The sequence below is a fragment of the Kocuria sabuli genome, assembly GCF_040981185.1.
Classification (GTDB): Bacteria; Actinomycetota; Actinomycetes; order Actinomycetales; family Micrococcaceae; genus Kocuria; species Kocuria sabuli.
The window spans coordinates 1-24,639 of record NZ_JAVHZE010000018.1 but is presented as its reverse complement, the minus strand read 5'-3'; the positions used below and the strand labels follow the sequence as shown (position 1 = coordinate 24,639).

Here is a 24,639-nt window from a genome sequence, read left to right as displayed (position 1 = left end):
CCGGGTCAGCGGACCAGGCAGGGGCGCTTGGGGTCGAAGCTCCAGCCCTCGATCAGGAACTGCATGGCCGCGGCGTCGTCGCGGGCGCCCAGCCCGTGCTCGAGGTAGAGCTCGTGCGCCTCGGCCAGGCGCTCGCGGTCGAGCACCACGCCCAGCCCCGGGGCGGCCGGGACGTCGATCTCACCGTTGCGGATGCGCAGCGGCTCCCGGGTGAGCCCCTGGCCGTCCTGCCAGATCCAGTGGGTGTCCAGCGCGGTGATCTCGCCCGGGGCCGCCGCGCCCACGTGGGTGAACATGGCCAGGGAGATGTCGAAGTGGTTGTTCGAGTGGGAGCCCCACGTCAGGCCGAACTCGTGGCACAGCTGCGCCACGCGCACGGAGCCCGCCATCGTCCAGAAGTGCGGGTCCGCGAGGGGGATGTCCACGGCGTTGCCGCGCACCGCGTGGGACATCTCCCGCCAGTCGGTGGCGATCATGTTCGTGGCCGTCCGCAGCCCCGTGGCCCGCCGGAACTCCGCCATCACCTCGCGGCCGGAGAAGCGGCCCTCCGCGCCGCACGGGTCCTCCGCGTACGCGACGACGCCCTGCATCCGCCGGCCCAGTCGGACGGCCTCCTCCAGGAGCCAGCCGCCGTTGGGGTCCAGGGTCACCCGGGCCTCGGGGAAGCGCTCCTTGATCGCGGTGACGGCGTCGACCTCCACGTCCCCGGACTGGACCCCGCCCTTGAGCTTGAAGTCCTTGAAGCCGTAGCGCTCCCGGGAGGCCTCGGCCAGGCGCACGACGGCCTCGGGGGTCATCGCCTCCTCCCGGCGCACCTGCTCCCACGCGTCCGCGCCGTGCGGTTCGCGCAGGTACGGCAGGTCGGTGCTGTCCGGGTCGCCCACGAAGAACAGGTAGCCCAGCATGGGCACCGAGGCCCGCTGCTGGCCGTCGCCGAGCAGCTCCGCCACGGGCACGCCCAGGAACTGACCGTGCAGGTCCAGGAGGGCGGACTCGAGGCCCGTCACTGCGTGCACGGTGGTGCGCAGGTCGAAGGTCTGCAGCCCCCGGCCCCCGGCGTCGCGGTCCGCGAAGACCGTGGCGATCCGGCGCAGCAGGCTCCGGTACAGGGCCACCGGCTCCCCGGCGATCAGGGACCCGGCCTCCTCGATCGTGGCGCGGATCTTCTCACCGCCGGGGACCTCGCCCAGGCCGGTCCGCCCGTCCGAGTCCGTCACGATCACGACGTTGCGGGTGAAGAAGGGCCCGTGGGCCCCGGAGAGGTTCAGCAGCATGGAATCGTGCCCGGCGACGGGCACGACCTCGACCCCGGCGATCGTGGGGCGGCCGCTCATGCCTGGTCCCCCGCGGAGTGCTCCGCCAGCTGGATCCGGCCGTCGACGCGGCGGTTGAGCTGCCAGGGGTTGGCCGCCTGCACCGGGGCGGGCAGGAGGGCGTCCGGGATGTTCTGGTAGGCCACCGGGCGCAGGAACCGCTCGATCGCGAGCGTGCCCACGGAGGTGGTCCGCGAGTCGGAGGTCGCCGGGAACGGACCGCCGTGGACCATGGCCTCCCCGACGTCGACGCCGGTGGGCCAGCCGTTGGCGAGGATCCGCCCGACCTTGCGCTCGAGCACCGGCAGCAGCGGGGCGGCCGTGGCGTGGTCCTCCTCGGACAGGAACAGGCCCGCGGTCAGCTGGCCCTCCATCCGGCTCGCCGCGGCCACCAGGTCCTCGGCGGAGCCGTAGCGGATCGCCAGGGACGAGGCGCCGAAGATCTCCTCCTGCAGCACCGGGTTGGCCAGGAAGGTGGGGACTCCCGTGCCGAAGACCACGGGGGCAGGGGCGTTCTCCGTGGAGCCCTCCTTGCCGCGGGCCACGATCTCGACGCCCTCCTGGGAGCCCAGGGCGTCGATGCCGTCCCGGCAGGAGCGGGCGATGCCCGGGGTGAGCATGGTCGCGCCCTCGGCGTCGGCCAGCACGCGCCCGACGGCGGCCAGGAACGCGTCGCCGGCCTCCCCCGCGGGGACGAAGAGCAGCCCCGGGTTGGTGCACAGCTGCCCGGAGGACCCGGTCAGGGAGGTGACGTAGGCGCGGGCGAACTCCTCGGCGTCGCCGCGCAGGGCGGAGTCGAAGAGGAACACGGGGTTGATGGAGCTCATCTCCGCGTAGACCGGGATCGGCTCCGGCCGGGCGGCGGCCGTGGCCATCAGCGCCGTGCCGGCGCCGCGGGAGCCGGTGAAGCCGACGGCCTTGACGGCGGGGTCCTTGGCCAGTGCCTGGCCGATGCTCGCGCCGGGGCCGTAGATCAGGGAGAACACCCCGGGGTGCAGGCCGGACTCGGCCACGGCGTCGGTGAGGGCCCGGCCGACGATCTCGCCGGTGCCCGGGTGGGCGTTGTGGGCCTTGAAGATCACGGGGCAGCCGGCGGCCAGCGCGGAGGCGGTGTCCCCGCCCGCGGTGGAGAACGCGAAGGGGAAGTTGCTGGCGCCGAAGACGGCCACCGGGCCGAGGGGGACCTTGCGCTGGCGCAGGTCCGGGCGGGGCAGCGGGGTGCGCTCGGGCAGGGCCGGCTCGATCCGCACGCCGCGGTGGTCGCCCTGGCGCACGACGCGGGCGAACAGTCGCAGCTGCCCAGTGGTGCGGGCCAGTTCCCCCTGCAGGCGCGGCTTCGGCAGGCCCGTCTCGGTGGAGGCCCGGTCGACGAGCTCGGTGCCGACGGCCTCGATGTTCGCGGCGATCCTCTCGAGGAAACCGGCGTGGGTCTCGGGGTCGAGGCTGCTGAAGGAGGCGAAGGCCTCTTCGGCGGCCGCGGTGGCCTCGGCGAGCTGGGCCTCGTCGAGCAGGGAGTACGCGGGCTCGAGCTCGGCGTTGGTCGCGGGGTCGATGCCGCGGGTGGTGCCGCCGTTGCCGGCGACCTCGCGGCCGGCGACGATCGAGTGGCCGGAGAGGGCGGTGGTCTGGGTGCTCACGGACATGGGTTTCCTTCGCTGTCTGTGGATGCTGTCTCTGCTGGTCGGCGGCGCGTCAGGCGCGCTGCAGGGCGTCCGCCGGGGCTCCGGCGGGGAGGGCCTCGATGAGATCCTTGAGGTCGGCGAGGTCCTGCTCGGTGAGGTCCTGCAGCGGGGGGCGCACGCCGCCGGCGTCGCGCCCCACGGCCCGCAGCCCGCCCTTGATGATCGAGACCCCGTAGCCCTTCGCCCGGTCCCGGATCTCCAGGTAGGGCAGCACGAAGCTGTTGAGCTTCTCGGTCACGGCCGCCCGGTCCTGGGCCCGGACGTCGCGGTAGAACTCCAGGGCGAACTCGGGGACGAAGTTGTACATGGCCGAGGAGTAGGTGCTCATGCCCAGCTGCAGCAGGGGCAGGGCGAAGGTCTCGGCGGTCGGGAGCCCGCCGAGGTAGAACAGCCGGTCCCCGTTGCGGGCGTAGACCTTGGTGAGGTGCTCGATGTCGCCGATGCCGTCCTTGAAGCCGATGAAGTTCTCGTGGCGCTCGGCGAGGCGGGCGATGGTCTCGGCGGAGTAGATGGCGTTGGCCCGGTTGTAGGCGATCACCCCGAGGTCGGTGGCCGCGCAGACCGCCGAGGCGTGGGCGAGCAGACCGTCCTGGTCGCACTCGGTGAGGTACGGGGGCAGCAGCAGCAGGCCCTCCGCGCCGGCGGCGGCCGCGTCGTGGGCGTTGCGCACGGCCTGGGCGGTGTTGCCGGCCGCCGGGGCGAGCACGGGGACGGTCTCCCCGACCTCGTCGACCGCGGCGCGCACCACGGTGGCGGTCTCCTCGGGGGTGAGGGAGAAGCCCTCTCCGGTCCCACCCGCGGCGAACAGGCCGGCCACGGGGTAGGAGGCCTGCCAGGCCAGGTGCTCGCGGTAGGCGGTCTCGTCGAAGAGCAGGTCCTGGTCGAACGCGGTGACGGGGAAGGACAGCAGGCCGTCCTTGAGCTTGTCCGCCAGTTCCTGGGGCGTGTGTGTGGCCACGGTCGTCGTCCTTTTCATGGGGTCGTGATGAGGCGGTCTGCCTGTGAATCACGTCTCACCCTAGGGACGACTTTCGATGCCGTCCAAGCCCATTTTTATATGAGGTGATGCTGTGAAGGTATTGATCCGGCGGGTCAGTAGGACTGGGTGCGGAGCAGCTCGAGCAGATGATGCAGGGCGGGGTTCCGGGAGGAACGGTCCCAGAGCGCATGCAGCTCGACGGCGCCCGCGGATCCGCCTGCCAGCCGGAGATAGGCGACACCGTCGATGCCGAGGAGGCGGGCCGACTCCGGGACGAAGGCGATCCCGCGCCCGGCGGCCACGAGCGCCACCATGGTGAGCACCTGGCTGACGGTGTGGACCACGTTGCTGTGCTCCACCTCCACGATGCGCACCACGTGGTCGTAGAAGTACCGCGCCTTGATGGGGGAGTGCATGATCAGCGGCAGGTCCTTGAGGTCGGCCGAGGTGACCGCCCGCTTGAGGGTGCTCAGGGGGTGGTCGGCCGGAGCGGCCACGTACAGGTCCTCGGCCAGCAGCAACTGCGACTCGAAGAGCTCGGTGTCGAAGGGCGGCCGGGCGAGCCCGAGGTCGAGGTCGCCGTTCTCGAGCGCCTGCACCTGCTCGCCGGTCACCAGTTCCTGGAGGTCGACGTCGACGTCCGGCAGCACCTGCTCGATCTCGCTGAGCAGGTGGCCCAGGAGACTGAACCCGGAGGCGGCGGTGAAGCCGATCCGCAGCACCCCCGATCGCCCGGCGGCGATGCGCCGAGCGAGGAGGGGGGCCCGGTCGGCGGCGACCACCAGCTTGCGGGCCTCGGCCAGGAACGCCCGGCCGGCGGCGGTGAGTGCCACACGGCGGTTGTCCCGCTCCAGCAGCTCCACCCCCACCGACTTCTCCAGCTTCTGGATCTGCCGGCTCAGAGGAGGCTGCGTCATGTTGAGCCGTGCCGCGGCGCGGCCGAAGTGCAGCTCTTCCGCGACGGCGATGAAACTGCGGGCCTGGTCCAGGGTGAACACGATGACCTCCCGCTGTGCCTGTCCTGCCTCTGCATGCTACTCGACGACGAAGAGGCCCTCCGGCCGCTGCGAGGGGCGCAGCGGCCGGAGGGCCTCTTCCGGGGGTCAGTGCTTCTCGGAGACCTTGACGGCCAGCACCGGCCGGTCCATCTGCAGCAGGATGCGCTGGGCGTGGCTGCCCATGATGAACTTGCCGACCTGGGAGCGGCGGCGGAGTCCGATGACCACCAGGGACGCCTCCGTCTCCTCGGCCAGCCGCAGGAACTCCTCGGCCAGGTCCGCGCCGTGCTCGGAGCGGCGGACCGTGGCCTCGACCCCGGCGGTACGAGCCCGATCGAGAATTTCCTCGATCTCCTCATCGGTCGCCAGCGCCGCGTCGACCGTCGCTCCCTGCCGTGGCGAGTTGAGGATGACGAGGCCGGTGCTCCGCAGCCGTGCCTCTTCGAGTCCGGCCGTCAGGGCGGCTTCTCCTTCGGGGGTGGGGACGTATCCGACGAGAATGGTCATGATTCCACGTTCTCCTTGGTGCGCGCCTCGTCAGAGGCGGTCTTGGGGGATCGGAACTTCTTGAACAGGGCCTTGGCGGCGGGCAGGAGCGCGACGACGAGGAACACCGTGAGCAGTGTCGCGGCGATGGGCCGGTCCAGGAACCCGGTGACGTCACCGCCGAAGACGAGCAGCGACCGGCGCATGCTCTCCTCGAGCAGGGATCCCAGCACGAACGCGAGCACGAGCGGGCCCGGCTCGAACCCGAACTTCTTCATGCCATAGCCGAGGACGCCGAACAGGATGACCAGCAGGATGTCGAAGATGCTGTTGTTGATCGTGTAGGCGCCCATGAAGGTGATCAGCACCGTGATGGGGGCCAGGATCGAGGGGCGCACCTGCAGGATCTTCACGAACAGCCCCACCAGGGGAATGCTCATGATGAGCAGCAGGATGTTGCCGATGTACATCGAGTTCACCACGCCCCAGAACAGCTCAGGGCGCTCGTCGACGAGCTGGGGCCCCGGTGTGATCCCCTGGATGAGCAGCGCACCGAACATCACCGCCATCGTGGCGTTGGCGGGGATGCCCAGCGTCAGCAACGGGATGAAGGACGAGGTGGCGGCGGCGTTGTTGGCCGTCTCCGGCCCGGCGACGCCCTCGATGGCGCCCCGGCCGAACCGGGACGGGTCCTTGGCTCGGCGCTTCTCGATGCCGTAGGAGGCCATCGAGGAGATCGTCGCGCCACCGCCGGGCAGGATGCCCAGGAAGAAGCCGAGAACGCTTCCGCGGCCGATCGCCCCGGAGGCCTCCTTGAAGTCGTGGCGCGAGGGCCACACGTTCTTGACGTTGGCCGGTGCCGAGGTGGCCTTGTGGCGCTGTTCGAGGTTGTAGAGGATCTCGCCCAGACCGAAGACGCCCATGGCGATGGGAATGAACTGCAGGCCGTCGGCCAGGCTGAGGTTGTCGAACGTGAAACGAGGAGCTCCGGTGAAGGCGTCGCGGCCCACCGTGGCCAGCAGCAGTCCGAGGCAGGCGGCGATGAGCGCCTTGACGATGTGACCGCTGCTGATGGTCGCCACCAGCAGGATGCCCAGGAGGGTTAGTGCGGCGTACTCGGGTGGTCCGAAGTCCAGCGCGAACCCGGCCACCACGGGGGCCACGAAGCTCAGCGCGATGATCGACACGGTGCCGCCGATGAAGGAGGAGACGGCGGCGATGCCCAGTGCCGTGCCGGCCCGTCCCTGTCTGGCCATCGCGTACCCGTCCAGGACGGTCACCGCGGACGACGCCTCCCCGGGAAGACGGAGCAGGACCGCCGTGATGGTTCCTCCGTAGAGGGCGCCGTAGAAGATCCCGGCCAGCATGATGATCGCTGTGACCGGTTCCATGCCGTAGGAGATCGGCAGGAGGATGGCGATCGTGGCGGCCGGGCCGAGGCCGGGCAGCACGCCGATGACCATGCCCACCACCACGCCGATCAGACAGAACAGCAGGTTCCCAGGATCCAGCACCACGCCGAAGCCCTCCAGAACCGGAGTCAGGTTGTCCATGGGATGTTCCTTAGAAGAGGTGAGGAAGGGGCACGCGGAGCGCCAGCAGGAAGATGGCGTAGAAGGCCGCGGTGATGAGTGCGCCGATGACGATCGACAGCCGCCAGGACTCCCCGCCGAGGAACTTCATCCACACGAGCAGGAGCAGGAACGACGGGATCTCGAAACCGATGACCGGCAGCAGGAACGTGGCTCCGACCAGCGAGACGACGCCCACGATCACGGCCGCGCTCTGCCGGGTGAACTTCTCCGCGTCCTGCAGCCGGCGTCCGGTGAACAGCAGCGTGATGCCCAGCAGCGTGATGACCACCGAGATCGCGAAGGGCCAGGTGCCCGCGGACGGACCTGCCGCGGAGCCGATGCCCAGGGAGAGGGAGCTGATGATGCCGAACGCGCCGAAGGCGATCACCACCACGGCGGCTCCCACGTTGGCGAGGGGGCCGGCGCGAGGAGCGTCCTCGTCGGGGATGTAGCCGTCCTCCGCGGCGAGCACCGCGTCGGGGAGGGTGTCCTCGTCCCGGTGCTCGGCCGGCGTCATGTCCGTGTCCTGGCGCTCGGCCGGCGTCGACCCGGAGCGCGCCGGGGCACTGTCGAAGGAGCTGGACACTAGTTCCCCCCGCCCAGGTCGATGTCGTAGGTCTCGGCCATGGTCCGGTACCGCTCGGCGTACTCGGCCCAGTCCTCCTTGACCTGCTCGCCGGAGATCTCCTCGGGGGTGAGCATGTTCTGCTCGTTGAACCGCTGGTACTCCTCGGTCTCGAACGTGGCCTCCAGGGCTTCCCGCAGTCGCTCCTTCGCGGGCTCGGGAGTGCCGGCAGGAGCGGCGATGGCACGGTACTGGGACACCGGGACGTCGTAGCCGGCCTCGACAGCGGTCGGGGTGTCCGGGAGGTACTCGTTGCGCTCCTCGGAGAACACCACGATGGGACGCAGCGTGCCCGCCTCGATCTGCGGCATCGCCTCGCCCAGCTGCACCGTGGCCAGCTCGACCTGCTTGCCGAGCACGGCGGCCATCGCGGGCGCGCCGCTGTCGAAGGGAATGTCACGGCCCTGGACGTCCGCCTGGGCGAACAGCGCGGCCTGGGCGAGCTGGCTGGCGGTGCCCACCCCGGCGGTGCCGTAGGTGATCTCGCCGTCGGCCGACACGACGTCCTCCACGGTCTCGTACTCGGTGTCCGCGTGCGTGATCAGCACGTAGTCGTCGCGGGACAGGCCCGCGATGATGTCGAGGTCCTCCATGTCCACGGCCTCGTTCTCCCCGACGGCCAGGGGCGTGACGGTGAGCAGGGAGGCGTTGAGCAGAATGAGGCTGTGGCCGTCGGCGGGCTGGCCGATCACCTCCTGGGTGGCCAGGGCCCCGTTGGCGCCCGGCTTGTTGACCACCGGCACGGCCACGCCCAGGTCCTCGGAGACCCCGGAGGCCACGGCGCGGGCGATCAGGTCCGTGCTGCCCCCGGCGGCCTGGCCGACGTTGAGGGTGACCGGACCCGTCGGGAAGTCGGAGCCGTCGCCGGCTCCTCCTCCGTTCGTGATGTTGCCGCAGGCGGACAGCGAGATCACCGAGACGATCGCAGTACTGGTCACCAGCATGGATCGGCGGATGCGAGCGGATGCGAGCATGTTCTCTCCTTGTAGAGCGCTGAGCTGAAGTGGGACCACGTCCCTTGGTTCGTGAGACGGATCACACGGAAACTTCTCGGCTCTGAGCGTAGGAACTATGCGTGATGCTTGTCCAAGCCCTAATAGGCATGGTTTGATGCACACAGGGCATGGTGCGGCCGGGCGGCACCTGCGGCCCTCTGCCGCGGCACCCCCGGTCCGGGGGCGAGGAGCGGCTCAGGCGCTCTCGCGCCGGACGAACTCCCCGACGACGTGCTCCACCCGGGGGCGGTCGCCGCTGAGCGCGATGTCCGCCGCGGTCTCCCCGATCTCCTCCAGGGGGAAGCGGACCGTGGTCAGGCCGGGGGAGAAGTCCCGCAGGTTCGGGATGTCGTCGAAGCCGGCCACCCAGAGGTCGTCCGGCACGTGCAGGCCGGCGTGCCGCAGGGCGGCGATCGCGCCGAGCGCCATGATGTCGTTGGCGGCGACGAGGGTGAGCCCGCGCAGGCGGCCGAGACCGACGCGCGCCACCAGGTCCCGGACCGACTCGTAGCCGCCCTGGCTGTCGAAGCTCTGCACGGTCTCCGCCTCGGGCGTCAGCCCGGCCCGGGCGACGGCCGCCCGGAAGCCGGCGCGGCGCTCGACCGCGGTGGTGAGGTCGTCGGGTCCGCCCAGGAAGGCGAACCGGGTCCGTCCGGCCTCGACCAGCGTGGCGGTCAGCTCCGCCCCCGCGCTGCGGTTGTCGATGGTCACCGCACCGGCGCCCTCGAGCCAGTCCTGGCCGATGGTCACCACGCGGCCGCCGTTCTTCTGGTAGCGCTCGAGCTCCGCGAGCAGCCGGGGGTCGATGTCCTCCCGGCGTGAGCCGGCCATGATGATCGCGTCGGTGCGGTGGGCGGCGAAGGCGGAGACGGCGTCGAGCTGGTCGGTGCCGCTGGTCGCCGCCAGCAGCAGCTGGTGCCGGTGGGTGCGGGACCGGCGCTGGACGCCCTTGGCGATCGACGAGAAGTAGGGGTCGGCGATGTCGTGGACCACGAGGCCGACGAGCCCGGTGGTGGAGCGGGCCAGCGCCTGGGCCTGCGCGTTGGCCACGTAGCCGAGGGTCTCCGCGGCGAGGCGCACGCGCTCCGCGATCCCCTCCGCCGGCCGGCGGTCCGACCCGTTGAGCACCCGGGAGGCCGTGGCCAGGGACACCCCGGCCTCCCGCGCCACCTGCGACAGGGTCACTGCGCTCATCGTTCGGTCCCGCTTCCTCCCCGCCGCTGACGGCGGGTCTCTCGTCCTGTCCGCCAAGGAGCCGGGACCGGAAAAGTGTTGACAGTCACACTGAGGCAACTCTAGAGTGGAAAGCGCTTTCCTGCAAATTTTCTCAACCCCTTGGAGTGGACGATGTCCCAACCTCGAGTCCTTCGCATCGCCATGAACGGCATCACCGGCCGCATGGGCTACCGGCAGCACCTGCTGCGCTCGATCCTGCCCATCCGGGACCAGGGCGGGATCACGCTGCCCGACGGCAGCCGCGTCGTCGTGGAGCCCATCCTCGTCGGCCGCAACGCCGCCAAGGTCGAGGAGCTGGCCCGCCGGCACGGGGTGGAGCAGTGGAGCACCGACCTCGACGCCCTCATCGCGGACCCCACCGTGGACATCGTCTTCGACGCCTCCATGACCAGCCTGCGGGCGGCCACGCTGAAGAAGGCCATGCTCGCCGGCAAGCACGTCTTCACCGAGAAGCCGACCGCCGAGACCCTCCAGGAGGCCGTGGAGCTCGCGCGCATCGGCCAGGAGTGCGGGGTCACCGCCGGGGTCGTCCACGACAAGCTCTACCTGCCGGGGCTGGTGAAGCTGCGCCGGCTGGTCGACGAGGGCTTCTTCGGCCGGATCCTCTCCGTGCGCGGCGAGTTCGGCTACTGGGTCTTCGAGGGCGAGCACCAGGAGGCCCAGCGCCCCTCGTGGAACTACCGGCGCGAGGACGGCGGGTCCATGACCACGGACATGTACTGCCACTGGAACTACGTCCTGGAGGGTCTCGTCGGACCGGTGAAGTCGGTCACCTCGAAGGCCGTCACGCACATCCCGGCCCGCTGGGACGAGCAGGGTCACGAGTACCCGGCCACCGCCGACGACGCCGCCTACGGCGTCTTCGAGCTCGAGACGCCCGAGGGCGACCCCGTGATCGCGCAGATCAACTCCTCCTGGGCCGTGCGCGTGTACCGCGACGAGCTCGTGGAGTTCCAGGTGGACGGCACCCACGGCTCGGCGGTCGCCGGGCTGAACAAGTGCGTGGCCCAGCAGCGCGCCCACACGCCCAAGCCGGTGTGGAACCCGGACCTGCCGGTCACCGAGTCCTTCCGCGACCAGTGGCTGGAGGTGCCCGCCAACGCCGAGCTGGACAACGGCTTCAAGGCGCAGTGGGAGGAGTTCCTGGCCGACGTCGTCGCCGGGCGCGAGCACCGCTTCGGCCTGCTCTCCGCCGCCCGCGGCGTGCAGCTGGCGGAGCTCGGTCTGCAGTCCTCCGCCGAGCGCCGCACCGTCGACATCCCGGAGCTCGACCTCGCCCGGGCGGCGGAGCCGGCCGCCGGGTCCGCGACGACCACCGCGGCCCCCGAGATCGCCGAGGCCGTCCGATGAGCGCCGTGCTCCTGCCGGACGGCAGCGGCTCCCTGGCCGAGCACGTGCTCTCCGGGCCGGGGGCCTGGACCCGGCCCCAGGCCCCGATCAGCTCGCGCAAGGCCTACGCGGCGGCCCACGTCGTCCCGCACGCCCTCGGGGACAACACCCCCGGGGCGCCGGCGCGGCTGGACTGGGACGCGACACTGGGCTTCCGCCACGACGTCTGGTCCTACGGGCTGGGCGTGGCCGACGCCATGGACACCGCCCAGCGCGGCATGGGCCTGGACTGGGCCGCCACCCAGGAGCTGATCCGCCGCTCGACCGCCGAGGCCGCCTCCGTGCTGAGCGCCGGGGCCCCGGCCCTGGCGGGCCGCACGGTCCGCGACCTCATCGCCTGCGGGGCCGGCACGGACCAGCTGGACCCGGCGGGGATCGCGCCGGGCGAGGCGGGGCTGCAGGCCGTCGAGGCCGCCTACCGCGAGCAGCTCGCCGTCGTCGAGGGTGCCGGGGCCAAGGTGGTCCTGATGGCCTCCCGCGCCCTCGTGCGGGCCGCCCGGGGTGCGGAGGACTACCTGCGGGTCTACACGGGCCTGCTGGACGAGGTCCGCCACCCCGTGGTCCTGCACTGGCTGGGCACGATGTTCGACCCCGCCCTGGGCGGGTACTGGGGCAGCGACGACGTCGGCACCGCCACGGAGACGTTCCTCGAGCTCATCCGGTCCCGCCCGGAGAAGGTGGACGGCGTCAAGGTCTCCCTCCTGGACGCCGAGCACGAGACGCGGCTGCGGGCGGCGCTGCCGGACGGGGTCCGCCTCTACACCGGGGACGACTTCAACTACCCCGAGCTCGTCCACGGCGACGGCACCCGCCACTCCGACGCCCTGCTGGGCATCTTCGCGGGCATCTACCCGGCCGCGTCCACCGCGCTGCAGGCCTACGACGCCGGGCAGCCGGACCGGGCGCGCGCGATCCTCGAGTCCACGGAGGCCCTCGGGCGCCACGTCTTCGGTGCCCCGACCTTCTACTACAAGTCCGGCATCGCCTTCCTGTCCTGGCTCAACGGGCACCAGCCCGGCTACCAGATGGTCGGCGGGCTGCACTCCGGGCGCTCGGTGCCGCACCTCGTGCGGGTCTTCGAGCTGGCCGACGGGGCCGGGCTGCTGCTCGACCCCGAGCTGGCGGCGCGGCGGATGAGCGCCTTCCTGGACGTCGCCGGACTCGGGGCGCCCGCCCTGGTGCCGGCCGGCAGCACCGGGGGCGCGGCGTGAGCGCGGACTTCCAGCTGTCGCTGAACACGGGCACCACCCGCCACCTCACCCTGCAGCAGGCCGTCGACGCCACGGCCCGGGCCGGGCTCGGGCACATCGGCGTGTGGCGCGACCGCGTGGCCGAGGCCGGGCTGGAGAGCGCGGCGCGGATCATCTCCCGCGCCGGCCTGCAGGTCTCCAGCCTGTGCCGGGGCGGCTTCCTCACGGCGGCCGACGAGGAGGGGCAGCGGGCGGTCCTCGAGGACAACCGGGCCGCGATCCGCGAGGCCGAGGCCCTGGGCACCGGCGAGCTGATCATGGTCGTCGGCGGGCTGCCCGCCGCCGCCCACGTGCTCGGCGGAACGGGCGACCGGGACGACAAGGACCTCGTCGCAGCCCGGGCGCGCGTGGCCGAGCGCCTGGCCGAGCTCGTGCCCTTCGCCCGGGAGCACGGGGTGCGCCTCGTGCTCGAGGCGCTGCACCCGATGTACGCGGCCGACCGGGCCGTGCTGTCCACCCTGAAGCAGGCGCTCGACTACGCCGCCCCGCACCCCACGGAGGCCGTGGGCGTGGTGGTCGACACCTTCCACGTCTGGTGGGACCCGGAGCTGGAGGCGCAGATCGCCCGCGCCGGGGCCGAGGGCCGGCTGGCGTCCTACCAGGTGTGCGACTTCAACCTGCCGATCGCCGCCGACGCCCTGCTCTCCCGCGGGATGATGGGCGACGGGGTGATCGACTTCGCCACGATCGGGCGCTGGGTCGCCGCGGCGGGCTACACGGGCCCGGTGGAGGTCGAGATCTTCAACCAGGAGATCTTCGACCAGGAGGCCGACGTCACGCTCGCCGTGATGAAGGAGCGCTGGGAGTCCCTCGTGCTCCCGTCCCTGACGGGCGAGCCCGCCCGTGCCCCCGCCTGAGATGGGGACCCGGGGGCTCGGCGACCGCCCCCGGGTGGTCGTGGCGCCCGACAAGTTCAAGGGCTCGCTCACGGCCGCCGAGGCGGCCGGCGCCCTCGCGGCCGGGGTCCGGCGGCACTGGCCCGCCGCCCGGGTCGTCACGGTCCCGCTGGCCGACGGCGGCGAGGGCACGGTGGACGCCGCCGTGGCGGCCGGCGCGCAGCTGCGCCGGACACCGGTCCGCGGCGCCGTCGAGGGCCGGGTACGGGCGCGCTGGGCGCTGTTCCGTTCCGGGAGCGGAGCCACCACCGCGGTGGTCGAGTCCGCGCAGGCCAGCGGGCTCGACCAGGTCCGGCCGAGCCCCACGACGGCCCGTGCGGCGCACAGCTACGGCTGCGGCCAGCTGATCCGGGCGGCACTGGACGCCGGGGCGACGGACGTCGTCGTCGGGCTGGGCGGCTCGGCCATGACCGACGGGGGCTCCGGTGCCCTGCGGGCGCTGGGACTGGAGGTGCTCGACGCCGACGGCGTGCCCGTGCCCCTCGGCGGGGCGGGCCTGCTGCAGGCCGCCCGGCTGGACACCTCCGCGCTGGACCCGCGGCTGCGGTCGGTCCGGCTGCGGCTGGCGGTGGACGTCCGGAACCCGTTGCACGGGCCGGACGGCGCCGCCCACGTCTTCGCGGGGCAGAAGGGCGCCGACGCCCGGGCCCGGGACGAGCTCGACGCCGCGCTGCGGCGCTGGGCCGGTCTGCTGGCCGGCACGGCCGGGTCCCGTCCCTTCCTGCGCCCCGGCGCCGGGGCGGCCGGCGGCTTCCCGTCCGGCTTCCTGGCACTGACCCCTGCCGTGCTGGAGCGCGGCTTCGACCTCGTGGCCGCGCTCGTGGGGCTCGAGGAGCACCTGCGGGACGCCGACCTGCTGCTCGTCGGGGAGGGATCCCTGGACGAGCAGTCCCTGCAGGGCAAGGCGCCGCTGGCCGCGGCGGCGCTCGCCGCCGCCCGGGGGATCCCCGTGGCGGCGGTGGCGGGCCGGCTGTCCCTGTCCGCCGGGCAGCTGCTCGCCGCCGGCGTGGGCTCCGCCGCGTCCCTCGTGGAGGCCGCCCCGTCCGTGGACGCCGCGCAGGCCCGGGCGTCTCACTACGCGCCGCTGGCCGCGGCCGAGGCCCTCCGGCGGCTCGGGCCCGCCCCGTCCTGACCGTGGGCGCGACCCGCCGCCCACGGAGCACGACGACACACTGAGATCCCCGCACAATTGTGGTTGACCTCACATCCTGCGATCACTAGCCTGGGGGGCAACGCAGATGTGGAAAACGCTTTCCCACTCGTCCCGAGGAGAGACCGATGACAACGAGGCACATCGACACCGACCCGCGCCGGGCCTTCCGGCCGCGGCTGCGCCGAGAGGCGGTCCCGGCATGAGCGTCGTCGAGGAGGTCACCCGGGAGGGGCTGCCGGGGGACCGCGCCAAGCCCGCGGCCGGCCGGAAGCGGCCCCGCGCCGACCGGCGGGACAACAAGGCGGCGCTGATCTTCCTGGCGCCCTGGATCGTGGGGCTCGTGGTCATCACGCTCGGCCCGATGCTGATGTCGCTCTACCTCTCGTTCACCGACTACAACCTCATGCGGGCCCCCGATTGGATCGGCCTGGAGAACTTCTCCCGGATGATCGAGGACCAGCGGCTGCACAACTCCCTGAAGGTGACCTTCACCTACGTGTTCGTGGGCGTCCCGCTGCAGCTCGCACTCGCCCTGGCGATCGCGATGGTCCTCGACCGGGGCCTGCGCGGCCTCGCGTTCTACCGCTCCATCTTCTACCTGCCGTCCCTGCTCGGCGCCTCCGTGGCGATCGCGATCCTGTGGAAGCAGCTCTTCGGGACCAGCGGGCTGGTCAACCAGGTGCTGGCCCTCGTCGGCATCGAGGGCATCGGGTGGATCTCGGACCCCCGCACCGCGCTCGGCAGCATCATCCTGCTGCACGTGTGGACCTTCGGGGCGCCGATGATCATCTTCCTCGCGGGCCTGCGGCAGATCCCCGCCATGTACTACGAGGCGGCCTCCATCGACGGCGCCGGCAAGATCACGCAGTTCCTCCGGATCACGCTGCCCCTGCTGAGCCCCATCATCTTCTTCAACCTGGTGCTCCAGATCATCCAGGCGTTCCAGTCCTTCACGCAGGCGTTCATCGTCTCCGGCGGCCGTGGAGGCCCGTCCGACTCGACGATGTTCTTCACGCTGTACCTGTACCAGACGGGCTTCGGCCAGTTCGACATGGGCTACGCCGCGGCCATGGCCTGGCTGCTGCTCGTCATCATCGGGGCGTTCACCGCTCTCAACTTCATCGCGTCTAAGTATTGGGTGTTCTACGATGACTAATCCGACAATCACCGACAGCCCCGCCCGGGCCGCCGATCAGGACCTCGTCCCGGCGCAGCACGAGGGCGCGCAGAACGCGCCGCGGCGGAAGCCCCGCGGCCCCGGCGTCCGGGGGAGGGTCCGCTCCCTGTTCAAGCACCTGGCGCTGATCCTCACGGGCGGCGTGATGATCTATCCGCTGCTGTGGATGCTGGCCAGCTCCCTGCGCCCCAACGACATCATCTTCCGGGAGCCGGGCATCCTGCTCGAGACCTTCGAGAGCGCGAACTACACGGGCGGGTGGAACGCCCTGTCCAGCCCGTTCAGCGTCTACCTGCTGAACTCCGCGATCGTGGTCCTCGGGTGCATCGTGGGTAACCTGGTCTCCTGCTCGATGGCCGCCTACGCCTTCGCACGGCTCGAGTTCCGCTTCAAGAAGCCGGCCTTCGCGCTGATGCTCCTCACGATCATGCTGCCGTTCCACGTGGTGATCGTGCCCCAGTACATCATGTTCTCCCAGATCGGCTGGGTGAACACCTTCTGGCCGCTGATCGTCCCGAAGCTGCTCGCCACGGACGCGTTCTTCGTCTTCCTCATGGTGCAGTTCATCCGCGGCATCCCGCGGGACATGGACGAGGCGGCCCGCATCGACGGCGCCGGCCACGCCCGGATCTTCGGGCAGATCATCCTGCCGATGATGGTCCCGGCCCTGGCGACCACCACGATCTTCACGTTCATCTGGACCTGGAACGACTTCTTCAGCGCCCTGATCTACCTGACCGACCCGAACATGTTCACCGTCCCGGTGGCGCTGCGCGCCTTCGTGGACGCCACGGGGGAGTCCTCGTGGGGCTCGCTGTTCGCGATGTCGATCGTGTCCCTGCTGCCGGTGTTCATCGCCTTCCTCGTGGGGCAGAAGTTCCTCGTCAAGGGCATCGCCACCACGGGCATCAAGTAGCCCGGCCGGGCTCCGTGCCGGCGGGCGCAGACCCGCCGGCACGGAGCCCCTCACCAGAGATCCCCACCCCCAGGACAAGGAGCACTCGATGCGCAGCCCAGATCCCGCCGGCACGGACGGCACGGCACCGCCGGCAGGCCGGACCCGGTACCTCGTGGTGGGCACCGGCCACCGGTGCGAGATGTACGTCCGCTCCCTGCTGGACGACCACGCCGACGTCGCCGAGCTGGTGGCCGTGGGCGACAGCAACCCCGGGCGCGCGGAGCATTACCGGCAGCTGGTCCAGGAGACCTGGGGGGTGCAGGCGCAGGTCTTCGACCCCGCGGCGCTCACCCGCACGATCCGCGAGCAGGCGATCGACCGGGTCGTCATCACCACTCCCGACGCCACCCATGCCGACTACATCTGCGAGACCCTGCGCGCCGGTGCGGACGCCGTCGTGGAGAAGCCCCTGACCATCGACGCCGAGGGCTGCCGCCGCGTCACCGCGGCGGTCGAGGAGACCGGCCGGCACGTGGTGGTGACCTTCAACTACCGCTACTCCCCGCGCAACACCGCGCTCAAGGACGTCGTGCAGTCCGGGACGATCGGCACCGTCACGTCCGTGGACTTCAGCTGGGTGCTGGACACCGTCCACGGCGCCGACTACTTCCGCCGCTGGCACCGGCAGAAGCAGAACTCCGGCGGGCTGCTGGTGCACAAGTCCTCCCACCACTTCGACCTGGTCAACTGGTGGCTGGGCGACACCCCGGAGCGGGTCTTCGCCTCCGGCGGGCTCCGGTTCTACGGCCGGGACAACGCCGAGGCCCGGGCGCGCGCGGGCGCCCCCCGGCCCGACGGCCCCGCCGGGGACCCCTTCGCCCTGGACCTGCGCGCCGACGAGCGGCTGAGCCGGCTCTACCTCGACCACCAGCACCACGACGGCTACCGCCGGGACCAGGACGTGTTCTCCGACGGGATCACCATCGAGGACAACCTCGCGCTCGTGGTCGACTACGCGCGCGGGGCCACCCTGTCCTACTCCCTCAACGCCCACGCGCCCTGGGAGGGCTACCGGGTGGCCGTCAACGGGACCGAGGGCCGGGCCGAGCTGGAGGTCGTGGAGCGAGCGGCCGTGCTGCCCACCAGCGGCGGGACCCCGGTGGACCCCTCGGTCACCGCCGGTGCGGACCAGGGCGGGGCCCGGCGGCACGGCGAGCGGCTGGTCGTCCAGCGGCACTGGGGCGCTGCGGAGGAGGTGCCCATCCGCCGCGGCGCCGGCAGCCACGGGGGCGGGGACCGCCTCCTGCTCGCCGACGTCTTCCGGGGTCCCGGCGAGGACCCCTACGGCCGGCCCTCCGGCTACCGCGACGGCGTGGCGGCCGTCGCCGTGGGCATCGCGGGCAACCGGTCCCTCGAGACCGGCGCGCCCGTGCGGATCGCCGACCTCGACCTCGGCACGGCCGCCGCGGAGCAGCGCAGCGAGGTCCCGGCATGACCCGGGTGGTCGTCACCGGCGGGTCCGGGCGGCTCGGGCGCAGCGTCGTCGCCGGGCTGGCGGAGGCCGGCTACGACGTCGTCAGCGTCGACCGCGCCCTGCCCGCGGACGCCCAGCGGACCGCCGAGCACCCCGCCGTCGAGCACCGGGCCGCGGAGCTCACCGACCCGGAGGCCACGCTCGCGCTGATGCGCTCCGCGGCCCCGGAGGCGGTGGTCAACCTCGCGGCCATCGCGGTGCCCTTCAGCGCCCCCGAGCACGTCATCCTGCAGACCAACGCGGTGATCGCGCACAACGTGGCCGGCGCCGCCACCGAGGCCGGTGCCCGGCGGATCGTGATGGCCAGCAGCCCCACGGTGCTGGGCTACGGCTCCCCGGCGGGCTGGCTGCCGCCCTCCTTCCCGCTGACCGAGCGGACGCCGCCGCGGCCGTGGCACGCCTACGGGCTGTCCAAGCACGTGGCGGAGCAGGTCGCGCAGATGTTCGCCGCCGCCCGGGGCGAGGCCGTGCGCTACGCGTCCTTCCGCCCCTGCTACGTGATCGCCCCCGAGGAGTGGGCGGGCGCGCCCACCCAGCAGGGCCACACCGTACTGGAACGCCTGGACGACCCCGCGCTCGCCGCCCCCGCGCTGTTCAACTACGTGGACGCCCGGGACGTCACCGCCTTCCTCGAGGCCCTGCTCGAGCGGATGGGTGGGATCCGCAACGGGGACACCTTCTTCGTGGGCGCGGCCGACGCCCTGGCGCGGCGCCCGCTGGCGGAGCTCATCCCGCAGTTCGTCCCCGGCAGCGAGGAGCTCGCCGCGGGGCTGACCGGGACGGCGCCCGCCTTCAGCATCGACAAGGCCCGCGAGGTCCTGGGCTGGGAGCCGGCGCGCAGCTGGCGCACCGAGCTCCGGGAGGGCGCCGGCGACCCGGCGCCCGGGCAGCTCGCGGGCGCCGGACAGCACGGAAAGGACACCGCATGAGCATCGCCGCCGTGCACACGGAGCTGATCACGGCCCGGCTGCTGCGCAGCTGGGGCCCGGAGGCCCCGCGCAACCACCTGATCGCCGTCACGGTCGTGGCCGACGACGGCGCCACCGGCACCGGCTTCTCCTGGACCCCGACCATCGGGGCCCGGGCCGTGCAGGCGCTGCTCGACGACGACCTCGCGGGCTTCGTCCGGGGCCGCCCGGAGCACCCCGAGGTGCTGTGGGACGACGCGTGGAAGTTCCTGCACGAGGGCGGCACGGGCCTGACCGGTATCGCCCTCGCCGGGATCGACCTCGCCCTGTGGGACCTGCGGGCCCGGCGCGCCGGCCTGCCGGTCGCCGACCTGCTGGGCCGGCGCCAGCAGGACGTGGCCGTCTACGGGTCCGGCGTGAACCTGCACTACGGGCTCGACGAGCTGCAGGAGCAGGTGCGCCGCTGGATCGCCGCGGGCTTCGGCGCGGTCAAGATCAAGGTCGGCCGCCCGGACCTGCGCGAGGACGTCGAGCGCGTGGCCGCCGTGCGCGAGCTGCTCGGGCCCGACCGGGGCCTGATGATCGACGCCAACCAGCGCTGGGACCTGCCCACCGCCCGCCGCGCCCTGGACGCGCTGGAGCCGTTCGCCCCGTCGTGGCTCGAGGAGCCGCTGCGCGCGGACGACCTCGAGGGCTACCGCCAGCTGCGCCGGTTCAGCCGGGTCCCGATCGCGCTCGGCGAGAACCTGCACAACGTCTACCGGTTCCGGGACTTCATCGCCGCCGGGGCCGTGGACATCGTCCAGCCGAACATCGTGCGGGTCGGCGGCATCACGCCCTTCCGGCGGATCGTGGAGCTGGCCCGCACGCACAACGTGGGGATCGCACCCCACCTCCTGCCGGAGCTCTCCGGGCAGCTGGCGCTGACCCTCGCGGAGCCCACCATGGTGGAGATCGTGGAGGACGCCGGGTTCGCCGACCTCGGCATCCTCGCCGAGCCGTCCCCGGTGCGCGTCACGGGCTCCCGGCTGGAGCTCCTCGACCGCCCCGGACTGGGCCTGGCGCTGCAGCAGCAGTCGCTGCCCGCCGCGCAGGAGGCCCTGGTCTGACGCCGGGCCCCGGCGTCGGGCGGTGTCCCGGCTGCCCCCGGTGACGGCGGTCGGCCTGCTCGACATGCCACGCCCTCCTGTAGCACCCTGGTCCAGAGGGCGCGCAGTCGGGTCAGGTTCTCCGCGGACGCGGCAGTGGGGTGCAGGCTGTGGGGTGCAGGCTGTGGCAGCGCCGGTCCACGGGGTCGGGGCGGCGCTCGGCCGTGCCCCTCTGGACCAGGCTCCGCAGCGCCGCGCTGAGATCGCTGCGCTGCAGACCGGCCGCCTCCGCGGCGGCGGACGTGCCCCGGGCCGGCGCCCCGGCCCAGCACCTGCCGGGCCCGCCCCGCCCGGGCCTCAGCCGCGACCGTCCCGGCCCCGACCGTCGAGGCTCTCGTCGCCGCCCGGTTCGTGCAGGTCCTGAACGGGGCCGCGGGCATGGTGGGCATCGACGGGGGCGGCACCGCGGCGCCCCTGGCCACCGTCATGGTCGCGGCCGCGGTCGTCGCCCTGGCGGGCCAGCTCGCGGCCGGAGGACGCCGCTCCCGGGTCACCGGCGGCTGAGCACCCCGGGCGGTCGCGAAGCGGTGCACGGTGCCGGCCGGGACCGCGCGTCGGTCAGCGCTCGAGCACGGCCGGCCGGTCCCGGCCGCGCACCCGCTGCACGGGCCACCGGGGGTCCACCGACAGCGGCCGGGGGCCGTCGGCGCCGAGCAGCACCGTGTCCTCGATCTTCGCGCCGGGCGCGGACGGGTTCCACGCGAACGCCTGGTGCTCGTGCACCCGGTCGGGGACCCCGGGGGCGAGCCGCGGGTCGCGGCCCGCGTACCCGGCCGGGCCGCCCTGGTGGTGCCGGGTCCACTCGCCGGCGTCGAAGCCGTGGCGCGGATAGGCCTGCTGGAGCACCGGCAGCACGTCCGCGAGGGGCAGCCCGGGACGCAGCACGTCGAGCACGTCGGCCTCGACCTCCGCGATCCGTGCCTCCGCGTCGGTCTCCTCCGCGGGGGCCGGGCCGAAGCGCACCCAGCGGGTCACGTTGGCGATCAGGCCGCCGCGGCGGGCGCAGACGACGGCCATCGCCCGCCGCCCCAGGGGTCCGGCGGTCGGCAGGGGGTGGCGGTACGCCAGGCGCTCCTCACCGCTGCACAGGAGCACGAGCGGCTCCGCGCCGCGCAGCACCAGCCCGGCGGCGAGCTCGGCGGCGACCTCCCGCTCGGTGGTGCGCGGGGTCGCCCGGCTCAGGACGTCCGTGAGCACGGCCGCGGCGACCCGGCACAGGGCCTCGTAGCGCAGCGCCTCCCCCGGGAGCAGGGAGGCCCGGGCCGCCCGGAGGGGGACCGCGAGGCAGTCCTCGGCGAGCACCGCCATCGAGCGGGCGCCGGGGAACCAGCTCTCCGGGGCGGCGGGGGACGCGTGCCACGGCAGCTCGTGCAGCCGGACGTCCCCGGGCAGCTCCTCGGCCACCAGCCGGGCCGCCTCGCTGGAGGAGGTCACCACCTCGTCCCCGTCCTGGTGCACCAGCACCCCCGCCACCGGCGGGCCGGCGAGCGAGACGTGCACGCGGGCGCCGTCGAGATACCAGGACACCGCCGTGTGGCTCTCCAGGAGCACGGCGTCGGCGCCGTGCTCCTCCAGCACCAGCAGGACCCGGCGGCGCTTCTCCGCCCGGTCGGCGACCGGGGAGCTCACGTCCCGCGGCTCTCGGACGCGCCGTCCAGCAGGGCCTCCACCCGGGCGGCGTCGAGCCGGCCGTCGACGACGAGCACGTGCACCGCCCGCTCGACCGGCGCCTCCGGCGACGTGGTCACCGGGGAGTCCCAGGCCAGGGAGAGGCCCACCCCCGGATAGCCCGAGACGCGGACGAACCACGGGTCCGCCGAGGACCCGCCGTGGCGGAGGACGAGCGTGGCGGGGCGCCCGGAGAACTCGGCCGAGAAGGCCAGCCACGAGGACACGCTGCCGTGCACCGCGTCCTCGCCGGCGGCGTCGGCCGTGAACACGTCCGCGTCCGCGCAGGCCGGCAGGCGCCAGAAGAACCCGCCGTAGCCGCCGCCGGCGCGCCCGTTCGACCCGGGGCTGCCGAGCTGCACGGGGCGGTCGCCGGCGGGGGAGAGGCCGAAGCGCAGGCCGAGCTCCCAGGCGTGCTCGGCCACCGGGCGGAACGTCCAGCGGCGCTGCTCGGTCAGGACCGCCGCGCCGTCCGGGCCGATCCAGGACAGCTCCTCGTCCAGCCGGGCGTCCGTGGCCCGGGCCGCCACGCGGGCGACGTGGCCGTGGTCGTCCCGCCACACGTAGCGCTGGTCCTCGCGGGTGTAGGTGCGCCCACCCCAGAAGTTGAGGCCGTCGACGTCCTGGAGCGCGGTCGAGACGCCGAGGTGCCAGACGTGGTCCAACGGCTGCTGGTCGGTGACGGTGACGCCGCCGAGGGTCCGCACGGGGTGCAGGAAGGGGCGCGGCGAGGAGGTCGGGGCGACCTCCTCGCCCGTGCGGACCCGGGCGACCTCGTGGCCCGCCACGACGAAGCGCTCCCCGGCCGGGGCGGGCGCCGCCCACGGCGCGCCGAGCCCGGCGAAGCCCGCCTGGGCCTTGACGGCGCGGGCCGCCCAGTCCTCGACCCCGGGCAGGACGGCGCGCCGCGCACCGCCCTCCTCGTGCCACCGCACGTGCTCCGGGGCGATCGGCACGGGGTCCGGGGCGGTGCGCACGGCGTCGAGCACCCGCATGAACGCCCCCGTGGCGGCCAGGGGGCAGAGCAGCGCGGTGCCGTGGCGACGGGCGTCGATCAGGTTCTCCAGCAGGTTCGTGCGCCCCGAGGTGATCGTCCGCGTGCCCTCGGGCCCCGAGACGACCAGCTCGTCCCGGGTGTAGTGGAGGACGGCCTGCCCCTCCGTGCCGTCGATCGTGATGAAGGGGTCCTGCTGCTGGGCCGCGCACAGCGTCAGGGCGCAGGTGACGGGGACGCCGGACGCCGTGCGGACCTGCACGACCGAGGTGTCGTCGGACTCGATCGCGTTGGCGCGGTACAGCTCGGTGCGCAGCTGCGCGACGTCCTCGGCGGTCCGGGCGCCGGCGATGTGCAGGGCGGTCATGACGGCGTGGGCGAGCGGGTTCGTGACCACCCCGTCCACCACGTCCACGCCGCCGATGCGGCGCCGGCCGGCCCAGGGGGACCGGGTGAAGTAGTCGGTGTCCCGGGACCACAGCCCCGTGGCGCCCACCGCGCGCAGCCGCCCGATCTCCCCGCTCTCGAGCAGCCGGTCGATGAGCTCCAGCGCATGGGAGCCCAGGCTCTGGAACCCCACCTGGACCAGGCGGCCCGCGTCCTCGGCGGCCGCGAGCAGGCGGCCGAACTGTTCGAGGTTCGCCACCGGCGGCTTCTCGAGCAGGACGTCGGCCCCCAGGTCCAGGGCCGTCAGGGCGAGTTCGAAGTGGGTGTCGATCGGGGTGGAGACCACCACCACGTCGACGTCGAGGCCCGCCGCCCGCAGCTGCTCGAGGTCGCCGAACATCGGCACCTCGGGCCCGAGCGCCCCGTCGTCGTCGGCGCGCCGGTCGACGGCCGCCACGAGGCGGACGCCGCCCTCCTCCTCGAGCCGGCGGATGTTCTCCAGGTGCCGCTCGCCGAAGCCGCCGATGCCGACCAGGCAGACGCGGACGGAGGCCTCGCGGGCGAGGCCGGAGGATGGAGCGGGAGCGGTCTGGGCATGCACGGGAGTCTCCTCGGACGCAGTGGGAATGCGCTTTCCAACGTATCGACCGGCTTTCGGTGTGTCAAGAGTCACACCTGGGCGCCGGGTCGGCCGTCGGCGCGCCGCAGGCCCCGATCCGGTGATCGGGGCCTGCGGCGCCACGGCGTCCCCGGGGAGGACGCCGTGGCGCGTAGGGGTGTGCGGGTGGCGGTCAGTCGGGCAGGCGGGTGCCGGTGCCGGTGTCGAAGAGGTGGATGTGCTCCAGGGTGGGGGCGACCCAGATCGTGGACTCGGGCCGGGGCGGGGTGCGGCCCTCGACGCGGACCACGATCTCGTGGGCGCCGGGGCCATCGTCCTGGGCGGCGTCCTCGGCGGTGGGGTCGACCTGCACGATGGTGTTGGCGGCGGTGACCGGGGCCAGGTGGCCGTAGACGAACGCGTCGGCACCGAGCTCCTCGACCACGTCGGCCACGATCGGCAGCCCGGTGCCCTCCGGTGCCGGGGCGAGGTCCTCCGGGCGGATCCCGATGGTGACGTGGGTGCCGGTGATCGCCGCGCGCTGGGTGTCGGTGAGGTCGATGCGCATCGTGCCGAAGCTCGCGGTGTTCCCGGCCACGGGCACCCGGAAGAGGTTCATGGCCGGGGAGCCGATGAACCCGGCCACGAACTCCGTGGCGGGGCGGTCGTAGAGGTTGCGCGGGGTGTCGACCTGCATCAGGTGCCCGTCCTTGAGCACCGCGACCCGGTCGCCCATGGTCATCGCCTCGAC

22 protein-coding genes are annotated in these 24,639 nt (G+C 73.1%); 10 read left to right on the top strand and 12 right to left on the bottom strand.

The features are described from left to right. Positions 1 to 5 precede the first annotated feature (5 nt). From RE027_RS14800 to RE027_RS14760, 9 genes are all read right to left on the bottom strand, one after another. The gene (locus RE027_RS14800) at positions 6 to 1,334 is read right to left on the bottom strand and encodes an enolase C-terminal domain-like protein (protein ID WP_368809040.1); all 1,329 of its coding nucleotides are present in this window, start codon (positions 1,332 to 1,334) and stop codon (positions 6 to 8) included. Beyond that, positions 1,331 to 2,956: an aldehyde dehydrogenase (NADP(+)) gene (locus tag RE027_RS14795; RefSeq protein ID WP_368809039.1), complete on the bottom strand. Its 1,626-nt coding sequence runs from the start codon at positions 2,954 to 2,956 to the stop codon at positions 1,331 to 1,333. The genes RE027_RS14800 and RE027_RS14795 overlap by 4 nt, the downstream gene beginning before the upstream one ends. A 49-nt stretch (positions 2,957 to 3,005) precedes the next feature. Beyond that, positions 3,006 to 3,953: a 5-dehydro-4-deoxyglucarate dehydratase gene (kdgD, locus tag RE027_RS14790; protein WP_368809038.1), complete on the bottom strand. Its 948-nt coding sequence runs from the start codon at positions 3,951 to 3,953 to the stop codon at positions 3,006 to 3,008. Between the two features lie 134 nt (positions 3,954 to 4,087). After that, complete coding sequence (locus tag RE027_RS14785; protein ID WP_368809037.1) at positions 4,088 to 4,972, bottom strand: LysR family transcriptional regulator; 885 nt, start codon at positions 4,970 to 4,972, stop codon at positions 4,088 to 4,090. A gap of 105 nt (positions 4,973 to 5,077) precedes the next feature. Beyond that, on the bottom strand, positions 5,078 to 5,479 hold the full coding sequence (locus RE027_RS14780; protein WP_368809036.1) for a universal stress protein: 402 nt from the start codon (positions 5,477 to 5,479) through the stop codon (positions 5,078 to 5,080). Further along, positions 5,476 to 7,011 (bottom strand): tripartite tricarboxylate transporter permease, encoded by a 1,536-nt coding sequence (locus RE027_RS14775; RefSeq protein WP_368809035.1) that lies wholly within the window; start codon positions 7,009 to 7,011, stop codon positions 5,476 to 5,478. Before RE027_RS14775 ends, RE027_RS14780 begins: the two co-directional genes overlap by 4 nt. Before the next feature lie 10 nt (positions 7,012 to 7,021). Continuing rightward, entirely contained in the window at positions 7,022 to 7,549 is a 528-nt protein-coding gene (locus RE027_RS14770) for a tripartite tricarboxylate transporter TctB family protein (RefSeq protein WP_368809034.1), read from the bottom strand. A gap of 68 nt (positions 7,550 to 7,617) precedes the next feature. Beyond that, positions 7,618 to 8,631 carry a tripartite tricarboxylate transporter substrate binding protein gene (locus RE027_RS14765; RefSeq protein WP_368809033.1) on the bottom strand — a complete coding sequence of 338 codons (1,014 nt, stop codon included), beginning with the start codon at positions 8,629 to 8,631 and terminating at the stop codon, positions 7,618 to 7,620. 216 nt (positions 8,632 to 8,847) lie between these two features. Then, entirely contained in the window at positions 8,848 to 9,846 is a 999-nt protein-coding gene (locus RE027_RS14760; RefSeq protein ID WP_368809032.1) for a LacI family DNA-binding transcriptional regulator, read from the bottom strand. A gap of 153 nt (positions 9,847 to 9,999) precedes the next feature. Here RE027_RS14760 and RE027_RS14755 point away from each other — a divergent pair, with 153 nt between their 5' ends. The 10 genes from RE027_RS14755 (at position 10,000) to RE027_RS14710 (ending at position 20,745) form a co-directional block, all read left to right on the top strand. Next, positions 10,000 to 11,238: a Gfo/Idh/MocA family protein gene (locus RE027_RS14755; RefSeq protein WP_368809031.1), complete on the top strand. Its 1,239-nt coding sequence runs from the start codon at positions 10,000 to 10,002 to the stop codon at positions 11,236 to 11,238. After that, entirely contained in the window at positions 11,235 to 12,488 is a 1,254-nt protein-coding gene (locus RE027_RS14750) for a dihydrodipicolinate synthase family protein (protein WP_368809030.1), read from the top strand. The genes RE027_RS14755 and RE027_RS14750 overlap by 4 nt, the downstream gene beginning before the upstream one ends. After that, positions 12,485 to 13,384, top strand: a complete 900-nt coding sequence (locus RE027_RS14745) for a sugar phosphate isomerase/epimerase family protein (protein ID WP_368809029.1) — start codon at positions 12,485 to 12,487, stop codon at positions 13,382 to 13,384. The genes RE027_RS14750 and RE027_RS14745 overlap by 4 nt, the downstream gene beginning before the upstream one ends. A gap of 1 nt (position 13,385) precedes the next feature. Continuing rightward, positions 13,386 to 14,555 carry a glycerate kinase gene (locus RE027_RS14740; RefSeq protein WP_438612443.1) on the top strand — a complete coding sequence of 390 codons (1,170 nt, stop codon included), beginning with the start codon at positions 13,386 to 13,388 and terminating at the stop codon, positions 14,553 to 14,555. Positions 14,556 to 14,775: 220 nt separating this feature from the next. After that, the gene (locus RE027_RS14735) at positions 14,776 to 15,732 is read left to right on the top strand and encodes a carbohydrate ABC transporter permease (protein ID WP_368809027.1); all 957 of its coding nucleotides are present in this window, start codon (positions 14,776 to 14,778) and stop codon (positions 15,730 to 15,732) included. After that, positions 15,725 to 16,669, top strand: a complete 945-nt coding sequence (locus RE027_RS14730) for a carbohydrate ABC transporter permease (protein ID WP_368809026.1) — start codon at positions 15,725 to 15,727, stop codon at positions 16,667 to 16,669. The genes RE027_RS14735 and RE027_RS14730 overlap by 8 nt, the downstream gene beginning before the upstream one ends. 88 nt (positions 16,670 to 16,757) lie before the next feature. After that, positions 16,758 to 18,146, top strand: coding sequence for a Gfo/Idh/MocA family protein (locus RE027_RS14725; protein ID WP_368809025.1), 1,389 nt, complete (start codon positions 16,758 to 16,760; stop codon positions 18,144 to 18,146). Continuing rightward, on the top strand, positions 18,143 to 19,114 hold the full coding sequence (locus tag RE027_RS14720) for an NAD-dependent epimerase/dehydratase family protein (protein WP_368809024.1): 972 nt from the start codon (positions 18,143 to 18,145) through the stop codon (positions 19,112 to 19,114). The genes RE027_RS14725 and RE027_RS14720 overlap by 4 nt, the downstream gene beginning before the upstream one ends. Next, positions 19,111 to 20,202, top strand: coding sequence for a mandelate racemase/muconate lactonizing enzyme family protein (locus RE027_RS14715; protein WP_368809023.1), 1,092 nt, complete (start codon positions 19,111 to 19,113; stop codon positions 20,200 to 20,202). The genes RE027_RS14720 and RE027_RS14715 overlap by 4 nt, the downstream gene beginning before the upstream one ends. Before the next feature lie 390 nt (positions 20,203 to 20,592). Further along, positions 20,593 to 20,745: a hypothetical protein gene (locus RE027_RS14710; protein WP_368809022.1), complete on the top strand. Its 153-nt coding sequence runs from the start codon at positions 20,593 to 20,595 to the stop codon at positions 20,743 to 20,745. Between the two features lie 54 nt (positions 20,746 to 20,799). Here the strand turns inward: RE027_RS14710 and RE027_RS14705 are convergent, their stop codons facing one another. The 3 genes from RE027_RS14705 to RE027_RS14695 all read right to left on the bottom strand — a co-directional run. Further along, entirely contained in the window at positions 20,800 to 21,870 is a 1,071-nt protein-coding gene (locus RE027_RS14705) for a M24 family metallopeptidase (RefSeq protein WP_368809021.1), read from the bottom strand. Continuing rightward, a complete protein-coding gene (locus tag RE027_RS14700) occupies positions 21,867 to 23,891 on the bottom strand; it encodes a DUF6807 family protein (protein WP_368809020.1) in 2,025 nt (674 codons plus the stop codon). The genes RE027_RS14705 and RE027_RS14700 overlap by 4 nt, the downstream gene beginning before the upstream one ends. Positions 23,892 to 24,081: 190 nt before the next feature. Continuing rightward, positions 24,082 to 24,639, bottom strand: a 558-nt coding sequence (locus RE027_RS14695) for an ATP-binding cassette domain-containing protein (RefSeq protein ID WP_497795574.1), incomplete at its 5' end; no start/stop codon positions are given.